The organism is Actinomycetospora callitridis (genome assembly GCF_028737265.1).
GTDB classification, from domain to species: Bacteria; Actinomycetota; Actinomycetes; order Mycobacteriales; family Pseudonocardiaceae; genus Actinomycetospora; species Actinomycetospora callitridis.
Genome location: NZ_JAQZAK010000005.1, coordinates 281,700 through 297,685, shown reverse-complemented (window position 1 = coordinate 297,685; position 15,986 = coordinate 281,700). Strand labels below are relative to the sequence as shown.

General features: G+C 74.7%; 12 protein-coding genes. 4 read left to right on the top strand and 8 right to left on the bottom strand.

What is annotated here, in order from left to right:
* Positions 1 to 23: 23 nt before the first annotated feature.
* Complete coding sequence (locus PH191_RS18765) at positions 24 to 446, bottom strand: roadblock/LC7 domain-containing protein (RefSeq protein ID WP_274189874.1); 423 nt, start codon at positions 444 to 446, stop codon at positions 24 to 26.
* Positions 443 to 4,825, bottom strand: coding sequence for a nitrate- and nitrite sensing domain-containing protein (locus PH191_RS18760; protein WP_274196134.1), 4,383 nt, complete (start codon positions 4,823 to 4,825; stop codon positions 443 to 445). The genes PH191_RS18765 and PH191_RS18760 overlap by 4 nt, the downstream gene beginning before the upstream one ends.
* 476 nt (positions 4,826 to 5,301) lie before the next feature.
* Here PH191_RS18760 and PH191_RS18755 point away from each other — a divergent pair, with 476 nt between their 5' ends.
* Positions 5,302 to 7,017, top strand: coding sequence for a DNA repair helicase XPB (locus PH191_RS18755; protein ID WP_274196133.1), 1,716 nt, complete (start codon positions 5,302 to 5,304; stop codon positions 7,015 to 7,017).
* A 15-nt stretch (positions 7,018 to 7,032) separates the two neighbouring features.
* Here PH191_RS18755 and PH191_RS18750 read toward each other — a convergent pair whose 3' ends face one another.
* Positions 7,033 to 7,494 carry an ester cyclase gene (locus PH191_RS18750; RefSeq protein ID WP_274196132.1) on the bottom strand — a complete coding sequence of 154 codons (462 nt, stop codon included), beginning with the start codon at positions 7,492 to 7,494 and terminating at the stop codon, positions 7,033 to 7,035.
* Between the two features lie 111 nt (positions 7,495 to 7,605).
* Here PH191_RS18750 and PH191_RS18745 point away from each other — a divergent pair, with 111 nt between their 5' ends.
* From PH191_RS18745 to PH191_RS18735, 3 genes are all read left to right on the top strand, one after another.
* Positions 7,606 to 8,067: a GNAT family N-acetyltransferase gene (locus PH191_RS18745; RefSeq protein WP_274196131.1), complete on the top strand. Its 462-nt coding sequence runs from the start codon at positions 7,606 to 7,608 to the stop codon at positions 8,065 to 8,067.
* A 231-nt stretch (positions 8,068 to 8,298) separates the two neighbouring features.
* Complete coding sequence (locus PH191_RS18740) at positions 8,299 to 8,871, top strand: GNAT family N-acetyltransferase (protein ID WP_274196130.1); 573 nt, start codon at positions 8,299 to 8,301, stop codon at positions 8,869 to 8,871.
* 10 nt (positions 8,872 to 8,881) lie between these two features.
* Entirely contained in the window at positions 8,882 to 9,409 is a 528-nt protein-coding gene (locus tag PH191_RS18735) for a cysteine dioxygenase family protein (protein WP_274196129.1), read from the top strand.
* A gap of 72 nt (positions 9,410 to 9,481) precedes the next feature.
* Here PH191_RS18735 and PH191_RS18730 read toward each other — a convergent pair whose 3' ends face one another.
* From PH191_RS18730 to groL, 5 genes are all read right to left on the bottom strand, one after another.
* Positions 9,482 to 9,916 (bottom strand): YccF domain-containing protein, encoded by a 435-nt coding sequence (locus tag PH191_RS18730; RefSeq protein ID WP_274196195.1) that lies wholly within the window; start codon positions 9,914 to 9,916, stop codon positions 9,482 to 9,484.
* Positions 9,917 to 9,960: 44 nt separating this feature from the next.
* Positions 9,961 to 11,259: an MFS transporter gene (locus PH191_RS18725; protein WP_274196128.1), complete on the bottom strand. Its 1,299-nt coding sequence runs from the start codon at positions 11,257 to 11,259 to the stop codon at positions 9,961 to 9,963.
* Positions 11,260 to 11,326: 67 nt separating this feature from the next.
* The gene (locus tag PH191_RS18720; RefSeq protein ID WP_274196127.1) at positions 11,327 to 12,340 is read right to left on the bottom strand and encodes an alcohol dehydrogenase catalytic domain-containing protein; all 1,014 of its coding nucleotides are present in this window, start codon (positions 12,338 to 12,340) and stop codon (positions 11,327 to 11,329) included.
* A gap of 16 nt (positions 12,341 to 12,356) precedes the next feature.
* Positions 12,357 to 14,000 (bottom strand): AMP-binding protein, encoded by a 1,644-nt coding sequence (locus PH191_RS18715; RefSeq protein ID WP_274196126.1) that lies wholly within the window; start codon positions 13,998 to 14,000, stop codon positions 12,357 to 12,359.
* A gap of 191 nt (positions 14,001 to 14,191) precedes the next feature.
* Complete coding sequence (gene groL / locus PH191_RS18710; RefSeq protein ID WP_274196125.1) at positions 14,192 to 15,826, bottom strand: chaperonin GroEL; 1,635 nt, start codon at positions 15,824 to 15,826, stop codon at positions 14,192 to 14,194.
* Positions 15,827 to 15,986: the final 160 nt, after the last annotated feature.

Here is a 15,986-nt window from a genome sequence, read left to right as displayed (position 1 = left end):
GGGTCGTCACCCCCTCGACGCGCTCATCGCACCGCCGACCCCTGAAGCTCGGCACGGAGCTCGGGGGTCAGCAGCTGGCCGACCCGGTCGACCAGCAACGTCATCTCGTACCCCACCAGGCCGATGTCGCAGTTCGGGGCCGCCAGCGTGGCCAGGCACGAGCCGTCGCTGATCGACATGAGCAGCACGATCCCGCGCTCCATCTCGACCACCGTCTGCACGACATCGCCCGCCTCGAAGCACCGCGCGGCGCCCTGCGTGAGGCTGATCAGCCCCGACGCCACGGCCGCCAGCTGGTCCGCACGGTCGCGCGGCAGCCGGCTGGACCCCGTGAGCAACAGCCCGTCGGCGGACACCACGACCGCGTGCGCCACCCCGGGCACCCGCTCGGCGAAGTTCGAGACCAACCAGCCGAACCGGCTCGGCTGCGACTGGGCTCCCGTCACTGCTCCTCCTCATCCCCGGAGCGCGCGTCGCGCTCTGCTCCGGTGTCGGCCGGTCGGGCCTGACGGCTGGTACGCCCGTCGGCCACGCCTCGTTGGTAGCTCGCGAGACGCCCACGGATCGCGTCGGCGTTGCGACGCGGTCCGGCGGCGGCTCCGTCCGGGGCGCCGCCGGGTGCCCCGGCGCCCCCGGACCGGGCGGCACCGGGCACGAGCTGTGCCCGGGGACGCCGCTTGGGCAGGCCCGCCTCGGTGGTGCCGCCGGCGCTGACGCCGGTGTCCAGGGCGTCCGCGGTGGCCGCGGCCGCGCGCCATCCCTCGTCGCCCGAGCTCGAGGCCCACTCGGCCTCGTCCGGGCCCGCCGAGGGCGGCGCCTCCCGGAACCAGGCGGACGCGACCTCGTCGTAGATCGGCGTGCGCTCCCGCTGCGGCGCGCCGGGGCGGCCCGGGGGCCGCTCGGGCGTCACGCGGCCGGGGGGCCCGCCGCCGTTGCGGGTGCGGCCCTCTCCGTCCGCGGGGGGCGGCGCGTCGAAGAGCCGTGCGCCGTCGCCCGGCCCGGTGGCCGACCCGTTCGCGCCGGCCGGGACCTGCGGCGGCCGGGCCGACCGCTGCGGCAGGGCGCCCGGTGCCGACGGACCGGACGGCGCCGGCGGTCCGGACGGCCGCTGCGGCAGCCCGCCCGGGGCGGGCGCGCCGTTCGGCGCCGGCGGGCCCGCGGTCCGGCGGGGCAGGCCGCCCGGGAGGGGCGGGGGTCCGGCGGGCGTCTCCGGCTCCGCCGCCGGGACCTCGTCGGGGGCGGCGGCCGGGGCCTCGTCGGCCTGGGTGTCCTCGCCCGGCGTCTCCTGCTGCTCGGCGGCGTCCTCGCCCTCGGACGGCGGTCCGGTGCGTCGCGGACGCAGGCGGGGCGCCATGCCAGGGGCGAACGGCACGCCGCTGGGCGACAGGCGACGTCCCGACGGGCGGGCGGGCCGGACGTCCTCGGACTCCTCCGGCTCCGCGGAGGCCGGGTCCTCGGCGACGGGCTCGGCGGCGTCCACGGCCGCCGGCTCCTCGACGGCCTGCTCGGGCTCCGGGGTCGGGCCGGCGGGGGTCGCCGCGGTCGCGTCGGCCGGGCTCTCGGCCGGGCTCTCGGCGGCGTCGGCCTGCGGCTGGGGCCGCACGACCCGGGGACGCAGCGGGAAGGTCCCGCGACGCGTCGGCAGCGGTGCCGCGGCCTCCGGGGTCTCGGTCGGTGCGGCGGCGGCCTCGGGTGTGTCCTCGACCCGCTCGTCGGCCGGCTCGTCCACCGGGGTCTCGACCGAGCCCTCGCCGGACGCCTCGGCAGGAGTCTCGACCGGGTTCTCGACGTCGTCCACGACCTCGGCCGGCGCCTCGTCCGACTCCGCCGGGCCCGGTCCGGGCGGGGGCACGACGGGCGCGCCGTTCCACATCGGCGGACCGGCGGCGGCGGGCCGTCCGGGCCCCCCGGGCGGCGGTCCCCAGCCGGGACCGGCCGGGCCGCGGCCGGGAGGGGCGCCGGGACCGCGCCAGCCGGGGGGCGGGCCGCCGCGAGGGGCCCCGGGGGGACCCCAGCCGGGGCCGGCCGGTCCACCGGAGCCGGGGCGAGAGGGCATCGGGCCGGGCGCCGGCCCGGGCCCCTGACCCGGCGTCGGGCCCGGACCCTGGCCCGGAGCGAGCCCGGTGGGACGCAGGACGTGCCGGCCCGCGTCCGCCTCGCCGGACTCCGGCGCGTCGCCGTCGGCGCCGTCCGCGTCGGCGACCTCGTCGGCCGCGGGCGCCTCCGCGTCGGGGGCGGCGTCCTCGGCGCCGTCCTCCGAGCGGCGGCTGCGACGGCGGGCGGCGGCCGCACCGATCAGGGCCGCGGCCCCTCCGGCGGCAGCGCCACCGACCAGGCCGTGCCGACCCCGCTCGTCCTGCTCGCCCGCACCGTCGACGGCCGTGTCCTCGGCGGGCGCCTCGGGGGTCTCGGGCTCCTCGGCCGGGGCGCGGCCGACGGGCTCACGCGGCGGCTCGGAGGGGGCGAGCCCGGGACGCGCCGGGCCGGTCGGTCCCCCCGGACGTCCGGGGCCTGCGGGACCCGGCACCGACCCGTTCGTGCCGTTCGTCCCGTGCCCGGGGGAGCCGTTCGAGCCGTTGGTACCGGCTGCCCCGTTCGACGACCCGCGCCGCGGCAGCATCGACCGCCGCTCGCGGGCGCCGCCGGGACGGGCGGCGTCCCCACCACCCTGCTCGGGGTCGACGCCGGGCGCGAAGAACGACCCGGGCGCGCCGCCACCCTGGCGCTGGCCGCGCTGCGGCAGCCCGGAGCCGCCACCGCGGGCCTGCTCGGGCACGGACCTCGAGGCCCCCGCGGACGCCCCGGCCGTCACCGCCGGGGTCGCCGCGCCCTCGGGCGCGACGGCGAGCACCGCGGACGCGGGCACCAGGGCCGTGGCGGCGACGCCGCCGTCCTCGCGGTTGCGCAGCGAGACGGTGATGCCGTGGCGGGTGGCCAGGCGCCCGACCACGAACAGGCCCATGCGCCGCGAGGCCGACACGTCGACGGTCGGCGGCGAGTCGAGCCGCACGTTGGCGTCGTGCAGGTCCTCCTCGCTCATGCCGACACCGGAGTCGATGATCTCGACGAGCAGGGAGCCGTCGCCGTTCTGCTTCGCCTGCACCCGCACGCGGGTGTCGGGGGCGGAGAACGTGGTGGCGTTCTCGAGCAGCTCGGCGACGAGGTGCACGACGTCGCTCGCCGTGCGACCCAGGAGCTGGGCCGAGGGCGGCGGCGCGAGGTCGATGCGCTGGTACTGCTCCACCTCGGAGGCGGCGGCGCGTAGCACGTCGACCAGCGGTACCGGGCGGCTGCCCCGCCGCGAGAGGTCGGTGCCCGAGAGCACCAGCAGGTTCTCCGAGTTGCGGCGCATGCGCGTCGCGAGGTGGTCGAGCTGGAAGAGGTTGGAGAGCGCCTCCGGGTCCTCCTCGGAGTTCTCCAGCTGCTCGATCAGGCGCAGCTGGCGCTCGACGAGCGCCTGGGAGCGCCGCGAGAGGTTCACGAAGATCGAGTTGAACGCCGACCGCAGACCCGCCTGCTCGGCGGCCAGGCGGACCGCCTGCTCGTGCACCTGGTCGAACGCGCGGGCGACCTGGCCGATCTCCTCGCGCGTGGTGATCGGCGTCGGGACGATCGTGGTGTCCGGCGCCTCGCCCTCGCGCAGGCTGCGGACGGCCTGGGGCAGGCGCCGCTCGGCGACGTCGAGCGCGCTGCGGCGCAGCAGGCGCAGCGGCCGCAGCAGCGAGCGGGTGACGAAGAAGACCACCGCGGCGCCGGCCATCAGGGCCAGCAGCAGGATCACCGAGGCGACGCCCGCGCCGTTGCGGGCCGCCTGCTGCAGCGCGCCGGCCTGCTCCTGGAGCTGGCCGCGCAGCTGCTCGGAGGTCGCGGCGTCCCGGTCCTCGACGGCCGAGGACGCGCGCTCCCAGTCCGGCCCCGAGACCTGCAGCGGGAGCCCCGCGGCGCCGCGGCCGAGGACCACCTGCGCCAGCAGGTCGCGGTTGTCGACGTCCGGGCCCACCACGGCGTCGGCGAGCCCGGCGTTGTCGGTGCCCACCGCCGAGCGGAAGTCGTCGACGGCGATCGAGCGGCGCAGCGTCGCGTTGCGCGCCTGGTCGATCGACGGGGCGTCGATGCGGCCCGCGGCGATGCCGGCGGCGACGACGGCCTGGACGTAGGCGTCCTCCTCGCGGACCACCGAGAGCGAGTAGAGACCCGAGGCGAGCCCGGCGACGCTCGGGTCGGCGGCCTCCCGCGACAGCGACCGGTCGAAGATCTCGAGGGTGTCGACGACCTCGGTGTACCGGGCGATGGCGCCCGCGGCGTCCACCCGGCCGTCGATGACGTCGTCGCGCAGGCGGTCGAGCTGGTCGAGCTCGGCGTCGGCCTGGTCGAACGACGTGCGGGTCTGCTCGTCGAGCGAGTCGGCCAGCCCGGAGGAGCGCCGCAGCTCGGACGTCGCGTCGCGGGTGGCGCCGATGCGCTCCTCGACCGGACCGGAGCCGCCGGCGCGTCCCGCGGCCACGTAGACCGCCGCGGCGGAGCGCTCGTCGGCGAGGCTGCCCATCACCCGTGCCGTGCCGTCCTCGAGCGCCACGGCCTGCTGGACGCCGTCGAACTCGGCGGCGTCCCGGGTCTGCTCCATGATCCGCAGGACGCCGAGGGTCAGCACGAAGAGCGTCGGCACCAGCAGGACCGCGGTGAGCTTGACCGGCAGGCTCCAGTTGCGCAGCGCCAGGCGCTCCGTCCAGTCACCGCCGGCGGGGCCGTCCGGACCGGGACGACCGTCGCGCGGATCGTGGTACCGGACGGAGGCCCGATCCGGGCTTCGCTCGGGGGTGGTCACGGACGGGTCCTCCCGGTTCCTCCGGTCGGTCGGACTTCGCCCGACACTCCCCCACGCCGAAGACCTGCCTGGTCCACGCTCGGTGACCAGCCATGGTCTACAGTCGCCGCCGACCGGATCGAGCGATGGCACACGGGTGACACCGCGACGTCACGCGGGCACACGTCGGTGCGACGATCGGGGAACGAGGCGAACGGGCGCATCAGAGTGGTCAGGCGTCCAGGGCGGTCATCGCGAGGACCGCACGTCGGTCCTCGCTGGTGACGGGCCCCGGCACTGCGCCGTGAGCCCATCGGGTCGGGTGGTCACTCCTCGAGGGCGGGGTCGAGCGCGCTCACTGTATCCGTCGTGCTCCCGGGAATGACCGGGCGCGTCCGTGCGCTCCCCGAGCGGCGTCCCAGCTCCGCCCGACGGTGTGTCGTACCGACGAGGACAATGGGACGGACCACCCGTCGATGTGCCCGGAGGTCGAGAGGTTGAGCCAGCCCGGCAACGGACCGCTCATCGTGCAGTCCGACAAGACCTTGCTGCTCGAGGTCGACCACGAGGCGGCGCCCGCCGCTCGCCAGGCGATTGCGCCGTTCGCCGAGCTCGAGCGCGCACCCGAGCACGTCCACACCTATCGCGTCACCCCGCTCGCGCTGTGGAACGCCCGCGCGGCGGGCCACGACGCGGAGCAGGTGGTCGACGCTCTCGTGCAGTACAGCCGCTACGCGGTCCCGCAGGCCCTGCTCGTCGACGTCGTCGACACCATGGGCCGCTACGGGCGCCTGCAGCTGACGAACTCCCCCGTGCACGGCCTGGTCATGATCTCCAACGACCGCGCCGTGCTCGAGGAGGTCCTGCGCAACAAGAAGATCAGCCCGATGATCGGCGACCGCATCGACGACGACACCGTCGTCGTGCACCCGTCGGAGCGCGGGCGCCTCAAGCAGGCGCTGCTCAAGGTCGGCTGGCCGGCCGAGGACCTGGCGGGCTACGTCGACGGCGAGGCCCACGCGATCGAGCTCGACCAGTCCGACTGGCAGCTGCGTGACTACCAGGCCGACGCCGTCGAGGGGTTCTGGCACGGCGGCTCCGGCGTGGTCGTGCTCCCGTGCGGCGCGGGCAAGACGCTCGTCGGCGCCGCGGCGATGGCGCGGGCCGGGGCGACGACGCTGATCCTCGTCACCAACACCGTCGCCGGGCGTCAGTGGAAGCGCGAGCTCGTCGCGCGCACGTCGCTCACCGAGGACGAGATCGGCGAGTACTCCGGCGAGCGCAAGGAGATCCGCCCGGTCACCATCGCCACCTACCAGGTGATGACGCGCAAGACGAAGGGCGAGTTCCGGGCGCTGGAGCTGTTCGACACCCGTGACTGGGGCCTGATCATCTACGACGAGGTGCACCTGCTGCCCGCGCCGGTGTTCCGCATGACCTCCGACCTGCAGTCGCGTCGCCGCCTCGGCCTCACCGCGACACTGGTGCGCGAGGACGGGCGCGAGGGCGACGTCTTCTCGCTCATCGGGCCCAAGCGCTACGACGCGCCGTGGCGCGACATCGAGGCCCAGGGCTGGGTGGCGCCCGCCGACTGCGTCGAGGTCCGCGTGACGATGACCGACAACGAGCGGATCATCTACGCCACCGCCGAGGCCGAGGAGCGCTACCGGCTCTGCGCCTGCGCGCGCACCAAGATCCCGGTGGTGAAGAGCATCCTGGCGCGCCACCCGGGCGAGCCGACGCTGGTCATCGGCGCCTACCTCGACCAGCTCGACGAGCTCGGCGTCGCCCTCGACGCCCCGGTGATCCAGGGCTCGACGAAGACCAAGGAGCGCGAGCTCCTGTTCGACCAGTTCCGGCGCGGCGAGCTCCCGGTGCTGGTGGTGTCGAAGGTCGCGAACTTCTCGATCGACCTGCCCGACGCGTCGGTGGCCATCCAGGTGTCCGGCACGTTCGGCTCCCGCCAGGAGGAGGCCCAGCGCCTCGGCCGCATCCTCCGTCCGAAGACCGACGGCCGGCAGGCGCACTTCTACTCGGTGGTCGCGCGGGACTCCGTCGACGCCGAGTACGCCGCGCACCGCCAGCGCTTCCTCGCCGAGCAGGGCTACGCCTACCGGATCGTCGACGCCGACGACCTGCTCGGGCCGGCCATCCCCGACGTGCCCACCGAGACCGAGGGCGAGCCCGAGACGGAGCGTCCCGACCCCTCGTAGGCGGATCGTCCCGGCTCAGGTGGCGTCCGCGAGCGCGACGGCCCCGAGCCGGACGAGGTTCCCGAGCTCGTCGCCGGCCATCACGATGCGGCTGATCCGGCCGTCGGTGAGGGTCAGGACGTCGATCACCCGGAGGTCGACGGCCCCGCCGGTGGCGGGCACGACGCCCAGCGCCGTCGGCAGTGGGCCCGTGTGCGTGCCGACCAGCCGGAACGCGACCACGACCTTGCCGGGGGCCTCCACCTGCTCGAGGACGACGCGCTCGAGCCCGCTGAAGGCGCCCTGGATCGCACGGGCCCGGACCAGCATGTCGGCCAGGGACACCGACGTGCCGTTGACCTCGACGGGGTCGGTGTAGAGCTCGCCGAACCCGGCGAGGGCGGCGGTGTCGTCGGGGGGCAGCGGGCGCGACCAGAGATCCAGCAACCGGGTCACGAGGTCGGCGCCGCTCGTCGGCGTCGTCGGAGAAGTGCTCACCGTGTCCTCCTGGTGCCCGGGGTGTGCTCCGAGGCTAGGGGCACCGACGCGCTCCGGGGACCGTTCCGCCGCGACCGTGAACCCGCTCGACACCGCCCGCACCATCGACGGATGGACGACGGCCGCCTCCGCCCGGCCCGGACGGACGAGGCCGGCGCGCTCGAGGACCTCATGCGCGAGGCCTCGATGATCTGGGACGACCACCGCGAGGACCTGCTCGCCCACCCCGACGCGATCGAGGTGCCGCGCGCGGACCTGCGGGCGGGTCGGGTCCGCGTCCACGAGGTCGGCGGCACCGTGACCGGTTTCGCCACCGTGCTGCCCCTGCCCGACGGGACCGCCGAGCTCGACGCCCTGTTCGTGCGTCCGGCCCGGATGCGCCACGGCATCGGCGCCCGCCTCGTCGAGGACGCGGTGCGGACGGCCCGCGAGTCCGGCGCCCCGCTGCTCGTGGTCACGGCGAACCCCCGCGCCGAGGCCTTCTACGCCCGCTGCGGCTTCCGCACGGTCGGCGAGGCGCCCACGCGCTTCGGCCCCGCGATCCGGATGTACCGGGACCTGGCGCCTCCCTGAGCACGACACGGCCCGTGCTCCCCCGGTCCGGAGCACGGGCCCGTGCAAGCCCTGCGTCCTCGCTGGCACCGGGTGCCAGGAAATCCGCTTCGTCGTGGCCGAGGCGCGCCCGGCATGGGTACCGGCGCGCGCCGAGATGGGGAGTGCTCACCGACGAGGCGGGGGGTGCTCGCGCCGCAGGCTCGGTCCGTCGCCGGACGAGGTGTCCGGCCCCGCGAGGGAGGACCCACCATGCATCTCGTCAGCACCTGGACCACCGGGGCTCCGGAGACACCCGGGCCCCGACCCCTCGGCCGTGCCCCCACCGTCCGCGAGCTCGGGCCCGGCGACGTCGCCGTGCTCGACACGGTGTTCGCCGGCCTCTCCGACCACAGCCGCTACCTGCGCTTCCACGGCGCCACCCCGCGCCTGGTCCGGGCGGTGCGCACGAAGCTCGCCGCCGTCGACGGCCGCCGCCACATCGCGGTGGCGGCCTTCGCCCCGGACGGCGCGCCGACCGGCATCGCACGCCTCATCTCCCTGGGTCTGCGTGACGCCGAGCTCGCCATCGAGGTCGTCGACACCTGGCAGGGCTGCGGCGTCGGACGACGCCTGCTGCGCGCCGTCGCCGCCCGCGGTCGCGAGGAGGGCTACTCGCGCCTCGTCGCCGACGTGCTCACCGAGAACACCGGGATGCGCGTCCTGCTCGCCTCGGTGCTCCCGGTCGTCACGGTCGAGACCCGGGGCCACGAGACGACCCTGACCGCCGACCTCACCGCCGGCAGCTCGACCCGCACCGCCGGACACCTCACCGCCGCCGCCTGAGGAGGCCACCATGACCACCGCACTCGCCACCCCGCTGACCGCCCTGACCGACGACCTCGACGCCGCCGTGCGCGGCGCGCACCCCGGCCGGACCCGGGTCGACGCCGTCGCCCGGGCCCTGGTTCCGCACCTCGGTGATCCACGATTGCTCCGGCCGGAGCAGTGCGTCGGCGACCCCGCGCACTACCGGCAGCACGTCCTGCACGTCGCCCCCGACGGCGCGTTCTCGCTGGTGGCGCTGGTGTGGCTGCCCGGGCAGACCACGCCGATCCACGACCACCTCTCGTGGTGCGTGGTCGGCGTCCACACCGGGGCGGAGCACGAGATCCGCTACCGCCGGGTGGGCGAGCACCTCGTCGTCGACGGCGAGGACGTCGCGGGCCCGGGGACCGTCACCGGGCTGCTGCCGCCGGGCGACATCCACCGCGTCACCAACACCGCGCCGGTCACGACGATCTCGCTGCACGTCTACGGCGTCGACGTCCGCCGTCTCGGGTCGAGCATCCGCCGGCGCTACGACCTGCCGGTCACGGACTGAGGAGTGTCAGCGGCGTGGCGCCGCAGACGTCGAGTGTCCGAGTGAAGGGAGCACGCCGAGAGGGCCACGCGCTCAGCGGCGCGCGGCCATCGGGGGTGCGGCGTGGTGGCCGTCCACCCCGAAGCCCCGCGGGTCGTCGGTGTCGACGATCCGCCGGCCGAGCGGGGTGAGCGACACCGGGATCATCTTGAGGTTCGCCCAGGCGAACGGGATGCCGATGATGCTCACCGCCAGCGGGATGGCCGTGACGATGTGCCCGATCGCCAGCCACCAGCCGGCGACGATGATCCAGACGACGTTGCCCAGCGTGGAGCCCACGCCGGCGTCCTGGCGGCGCTCGATGCGGCTGCCGAAGGGCCACAGCGCGAACAGGGCGATCCGGAACGACGCGATCCCCCACGGGATCGTGACGATCAGGATGCAGCAGATGATGCCGGCGAGCAGGTAGCCGAGGGCCATCCACACCCCCGCCAGGACCAGCCAGACGAGGTTGAGCAGGGTCCGCAGCAGCGCCATGGCACCAGCCTGCCACCACGCGCGTGAAACGTCCCCTACGTCAGCTCACGGCCCTTCGTCTCGGGCAGCGTGAGGATGATCAGGAACGCGATCAGCGCGCCACCGGAGACGTACCAGAAGAACAGGTCGGGACGCCCCGCACCGGACAGCGCCGCGATGAGCAGCGGCGCCGTGCCGCCGAAGATCGCGACGGTGAGGTTGTACCAGGCGCCGATCCCCAGCGCCCGGAGCTCGGTCGGGAAGATCTCGCTCATGATCGCCGGCGCGATCGAGGAGAACACCGAGTAGAGCCCGAGGCCCACCGTGAACACGATGATCAGGTTGATCAGTGGTGGACGTTCGGTGATGAGCAGGCTCAGCGGCACGGTGAGGATCACGAACGCCCCCGACCACACCAGCATCTGGGGCTTGCGCCCGAACCTGTCGGCCAGGGCGCCGAAGGGGTACTGGCCCAGGATGAACACGACCGTGCCGATCGACAACGCCAGGAACACGTCGCTCCCGGCGGCGTCGCGGAACTGCACCGCGAACGGGGTCAGGGCGCTGAAGAACGTGTAGTAGCACAGCGTCGAGAGCAGGGTGAAGCCGAAGAGCTGCAGGACCGACCGCGGGTAGTGGGTGAGCGTCTTGAGCAGCGGGTTCTTGGTGGCCTTCGCCTTCTCGACGTTCTCCTCGAACTGCTCGGTCTCGACGAGCGTCCGGCGCAGGTAGAGCCCCACGATGCCGAGGACCCCGCCGACGGCGAACGCGATGCGCCAGCCGTACGTCTCGAGCTCGGGCCGGCTGAGCGTGGTCGTGAGCAGCAGGCCGAGCAGCGACGCGGCGAGCAGCGCCGTGCCCGTGGAGATGTAGAAGAAGCTCGAGTAGCGCCCGCGGCGGTTCGGCGGGGCGATCTCGGCGAGGTAGGCGCTGGCGTTGGAGACCTCGCCGCCCAGCGACAGACCCTGGGCGATGCGCGCGAGCAGCAGCAGGATCGGGGCGAGCCAGCCGACCACCGAGTACGTGGGCAGCACGGCGATGAGCAGCGAGCCGCCCGCCATCAGCATGATCGTGACGAGCATGGCGAACTTGCGACCGCGCAGGTCGGCCAGGCGCCCGAGGAGCACCCCGCCCAGCGGCCGGAAGAAGAAGGCGAGCGCGTAGGTGCTCGTCGTCCCGATCAGCGCGAGCGTCGGGTTGCTCTTGTCGAAGAACTGCGAGGAGAAGTAGACGGCGAACGTCGCGTAGATCGTCCAGTCGAACCACTCGACCGCGTTGCCGATGCTGGCCGCCACGAGTGTGCGGACCGGTAGTTGGTGGCGCTCGGTACTCGTCGATTCGGACGCCTGACTCATCCGTGCCCCTCCCGCTCGCCCCCGTTGCGACGCACCGTAGGCGACCGGGCGCTCCCGGTACAGGCCACTACTCCACGACGATGCCGACCTTGCCGCCGACGCCGGCGTCGGCCGTCTCGTAGGCCTGCGCGGCCTCGGCCAACGGGAACCGGTGGGTGACCACGCGCTCGGGGTGCAGATCCCAGCGCGCGAGGCGCTCGAGGAGCTCGGACATCCGCCACGTCGGCGCCACCCACGAGCCGTGGACGGCGAGCTGGCGGTGGATGAGGACCGCGCTGACGTCGACCGTCAGCGTCCCGCCCTCCCCGACGAGCGCGCAGCGCCCGTGCCGACGGGTGTGCCGCAGGGCGGTCAGCTGGGCGGCGCCCGCGCCGGAGCATTCGACGCTCACCTCGGCGCCGTCGCCGAGGAGGTCGCCGAGCTCCTCGTCGGACTCCACCGCGACGTCGACCGCACCCAGCTCGCGGGCCAGCGCGCGGCGCTCGGGCGAGGGATCGGTGCCCACCACCCACGGCGAGCCCATCGCCGAGGCGAGCATCCCGGCCGCGAGCCCGACGGGTCCGAGCCCGGTGACGAGCACCTGCTCGCCGCCGACGAGCGCGACGCGGCACAGCGCCTCGTAGGCGGTGGCGAAGCCGCAGGCCACGCACGCGCCGTCGAGGAAGGTCAGGGAGTCGGGCAGCGGCAGGAGATCGCGCTCGCGGGCCAGCAGCTGCTCCGCGTGCCCGCCGTCGCGCTGCCAGCCGTACGCCTGACGGCGCGGGGAGGTGCAGCTGACCTGGTAGCCGCGGCGGCACTCGTCGCACTGCCCGCAGCCGCTGATGTGGTGGACGACGACGCGGTCGCCGACCCGCACCCGCTCGACCTCCGAGCCGACGGCGAGCACCTGCCCGCACGGCTCGTGCCCGCCGATGACGTCCTGGTAGGCCTCGGGACCCTCGCCCAGGTGCTCGCGGTAGATCGCCCGCAGGTCGCTGCCGCAGATCGTCGAGGCCCGCACCGCGAGGACCACCTCGCCCGGCCCGGGCTCGGGGTCGGGCACCTCGCGGAGGTCCACCCGGCGCCCGCCCGGCAGGTACACGCCTCGCACCGGCGCCTCACCCCTTCTCGCGAGCCCACCGGCGCAGCTCGGCGGCCTTGATCTTGGTGCCGTTCGTGCCGGACGTCGTGGGCATGGCCTCGACGACGTGCACCGCCGCCGGCACCTTGAACCCCGCGAGGGTCGCGCGGCACCAGGCGACCAGATCGTCCCCCACCGGCGACCGCCCCGCCGTCGCGACGACGAAGCCGACCGCGATCGTGGCCCCGTCCTCGCCGGGCACACCGACCACCTTGGCCGTCGCGACGTCCTCGTGCGCCGCCAGCCGGCGCTCGATCTCGGCGGGGTCGACGAGGAACCCCCGCAGCCGCAGGGCGTCGCCGCGCCGGCAGATGTAGACGAACGCACCCTCGTCGACGAGCACGCCGAGGTCGCCGGACCGGAACCAGCCGTCGGCGGTGAACGCGTCGGGCACCTCGGCGCCGAGGTAGGCGTCGACGACGTTCGGGCCCCGGAACTGCACCTCGCCCTCGCGTCCGGGCTCGAGGACGGCGTCGGTGCCGGGGTCGACGACGCGGACGGCGATCTCGGGGTGCACCACGCGCCCGCCACCGGCGAGGCGGGCGGGCGCGGGCTCGTCGTCGGGCCAGGTGGCGGCGAGGGCGAAGACCTCCGACGAGCCGTAGACCCCGGCGACCCGCGTGCCCTGCTCGCCGAGCCAGGCGGCCAGCTCGTGCGAGCGGCCCTGGAAGTCGGCGACGCCCCACCACCGCCAGCTCGACAGGTCACGGTGCTTCGCGGTCCAGGCCTCGTGCAGCCGCAGGACGAGGTCGTCGCCGCTGGCGAGGTGCGTGACGCGGTGCGCCGCGACGTGGTCGAGCACGCGGTCGGCGTCGAAGGTGGGCTCGAGCAGCACCGCCGCGCCGGCCGCCAGCCCGGCCATGACCGCGTTGTAGCCGAAGACCCCGGACAGCGGCAGCGCGCCGAGCACCACGTCGCCCTCGACGAGCCCGAGCACGGCGGCGTCGGCGGCGGCGTGGGTCAGCACCGCCCGCGTCGTGTGCGCGGCGAGCTTCGGCAGGCCCGTGGAGCCGGACGTCGTGAACGCGACGGCGAGCGCGTCCGGGTCCGACGGAGCCGGATCGGGGCCGTCGTCGCGCCGCGGGGTCCAGGCGCCGGCGCCGACATCGCACGTCCCCGGCTCGGGGGCCGGCCCACCCGGCCCGGTGACGACGGCGACCTCGGGCACCACGCCGGAGCGCTCGACGGCGGCCCGGAGACGGTCGAGCAGGTCGAGCCCGTGGAACCCCTGGGCCAGGGCGACGAGCCGCGGCCGTGCGCGCTCGAGCAGGTGGGTGACCTCGTCGAGGCCGTAGCGGGTGTTGATGCCGACGACGTGCGCCTCGCGGGCCGCGACCGCGGCCTGCCAGACCAGCGCGTCGCTCCAGTTCGGCATCCACACCGCGACCGCGTCGCCGCGCCCGATCCCGTGCTCGCGCAGCTCCTCGGCGAGCGCGCGGGTCCGCCGCCAGAGATCGCCGCGGCGCACGGGGTGGGTCACGCCGTCGGGCGTCGTGTCGAGCACGGCGGTGACCTCGGGGGCGCGACGGGCGAGGCGACCGAGGAGGTCACCGAAGTCGGCCGGGGGCTCGCCGGGGGCGGGGAGCGCGGACACGGCGTGCGGCACGGGGGCGGTCGCCACGGGCCACAGCCTAGGCGCGGGGGCGGCGGCGAGGCTCCGGAGATCAGGGGCGCCTGGTGCACCTCGCGGGCGCGTCCGACGTCGACGAGGTGCCCGTGATCTCCGGGCGCGGTGACCCCGCGCACCACGAAGGGCCGCACCCCCGAGGGGATGCGGCCCTTCGCGTGATCAGCTGACGCTGACGGCGTGGATCAGAAGTCCATGCCGCCCATGCCGCCGGTCGGGTCGCCGCCGGCGCCGGCGCCGGCCTTCTCCGGCTTGTCCGCGACCACGGCCTCCGTGGTCAGGAACAGCGCGGCGATCGACGCGGCGTTCTGCAGCGCCGAGCGGGTGACCTTGGCGGGGTCGATGATGCCCGCGGCGATGAGGTCCTTGTACTCGCCGGTGGCGGCGTCGAGGCCCTCACCGGTGTTGAGGCCACGGACCTTCTCCGCCACGACGCCGGGCTCGTGGCCGGCGTTGTGGGCGATCTGCTTCAGCGGCGCCTCGAGCGCGGTGCGCACGATGTTGGCGCCGGTGGCCTCGTCCCCGTCGAGCCCGAGGCCCGAGAAGACGTCGCCGACCGAGGCCTGCAGCAGTGCGACGCCGCCGCCGGCGACGATGCCCTCCTCGACCGCGGCCTTGGCGTTGCGCACCGCGTCCTCGATGCGGTGCTTGCGCTCCTTGAGCTCGACCTCGGTGGCGGCACCGGCGCGGATCACCGCGACGCCGCCGGCCAGCTTCGCGAGGCGCTCCTGGAGCTTCTCGCGGTCGTAGTCCGAGTCGCTGCGGTCGATCTCCGAGCGGATCTGGGTGACGCGGCCCTGGATCTGGTCCGCGGCGCCCGAGCCGTCGACGATCGTGGTCTCGTCCTTGGAGACGGTGACCTTGCGGGCGCGGCCCAGCAGGGTCAGGTCGGCGGTCTCGAGCTTGAGGCCGACCTCCTCCGAGATGACCTCGCCACCGGTGAGGATGGCCATGTCGGCCAGCATCGCCTTGCGGCGGTCACCGAAGCCGGGGGCCTTGACGGCGACCGACTTGAAGGTGCCGCGAATCTTGTTGACGACCAGGGTGGCCAGGGCCTCGCCCTCGACGTCCTCGCAGATGATCGCGAGCGGCTTGCCGGACTGCATGACCTTCTCCAGCAGCGGGAGCAGGTCCTTCACCGACGAGATCTTGGAGGACATGAGCAGGATGTAGGGGTCGTCGAGCTCCGCCTCCATCCGGTCCTGGTCGGTGACGAAGTAGGGCGAGATGTAGCCCTTGTCGAAGCGCATGCCCTCGGTGAGCTCGAGCTCGAGCCCGAAGGTCTGCGACTCCTCGACGGTGATGACGCCTTCCTTGCCGACCTTGTCCATCGCCTCGGCGATGAGCTCGCCGATCTGCGAGTCACCGGCCGAGATCGACGCGGTGGCGGCGATCTGCTCCTTGGTCTCGACCTCCTTGGCCGACTTCAGGAGCTGCTGCGAGACAGCCTCGGTGGCCTTCTCGATGCCCTTCTTCAGGGCCATCGGGTTGGCACCGGCGGCGACGTTGCGCAGACCCTCGCGCACGAGCGCCTGGGCGAGGACGGTCGCGGTGGTCGTACCGTCACCGGCGACGTCGTCGGTCTTCTTCGCGACCTCCTTGACGAGCTCGGCCCCGATCTTCTCCCAGGGGTCCTCGAGCTCGATCTCCTTCGCGATCGAGACGCCGTCGTTGGTGATCGTGGGGGCGCCCCACTTCTTCTCCAGGACGACGTTGCGGCCACGCGGGCCGAGGGTCACCTTGACGGCGTCCGCGAGGGTGTTCATCCCACGCTCGAGGCCGCGACGGGCCTCTTCGTCGAACGCGATCATCTTGGCCATACGGGTGGTCCTCCGATGTGGGACACGTGTGCGCGGTCGGGAGGTGCCCGCGACGGACGACCGGCTCCATTGCGCCGGCCTCACCGGCCCGACCTGGCACTCGACACTACCGAGTGCCAACCTCATGCTGGCACTCGGGTCGGGTGAGTGCAACCGACGT

Coding starts and splice junctions, on each gene's coding strand:
- PH191_RS18745 (WP_274196131.1), top strand. CDS start 7,606: ATGGACGACGGCCGCCTCCGCCCGGCCCGGACGGACGAGGCCGGCGCG.
- PH191_RS18740 (WP_274196130.1), top strand. CDS start 8,299: ATGCATCTCGTCAGCACCTGGACCACCGGGGCTCCGGAGACACCCGGG.
- PH191_RS18735 (WP_274196129.1), top strand. CDS start 8,882: ATGACCACCGCACTCGCCACCCCGCTGACCGCCCTGACCGACGACCTC.
- PH191_RS18725 (WP_274196128.1), bottom strand. CDS start 11,259: ATGAGTCAGGCGTCCGAATCGACGAGTACCGAGCGCCACCAACTACCG.
- groL (WP_274196125.1), bottom strand. CDS start 15,826: ATGGCCAAGATGATCGCGTTCGACGAAGAGGCCCGTCGCGGCCTCGAG.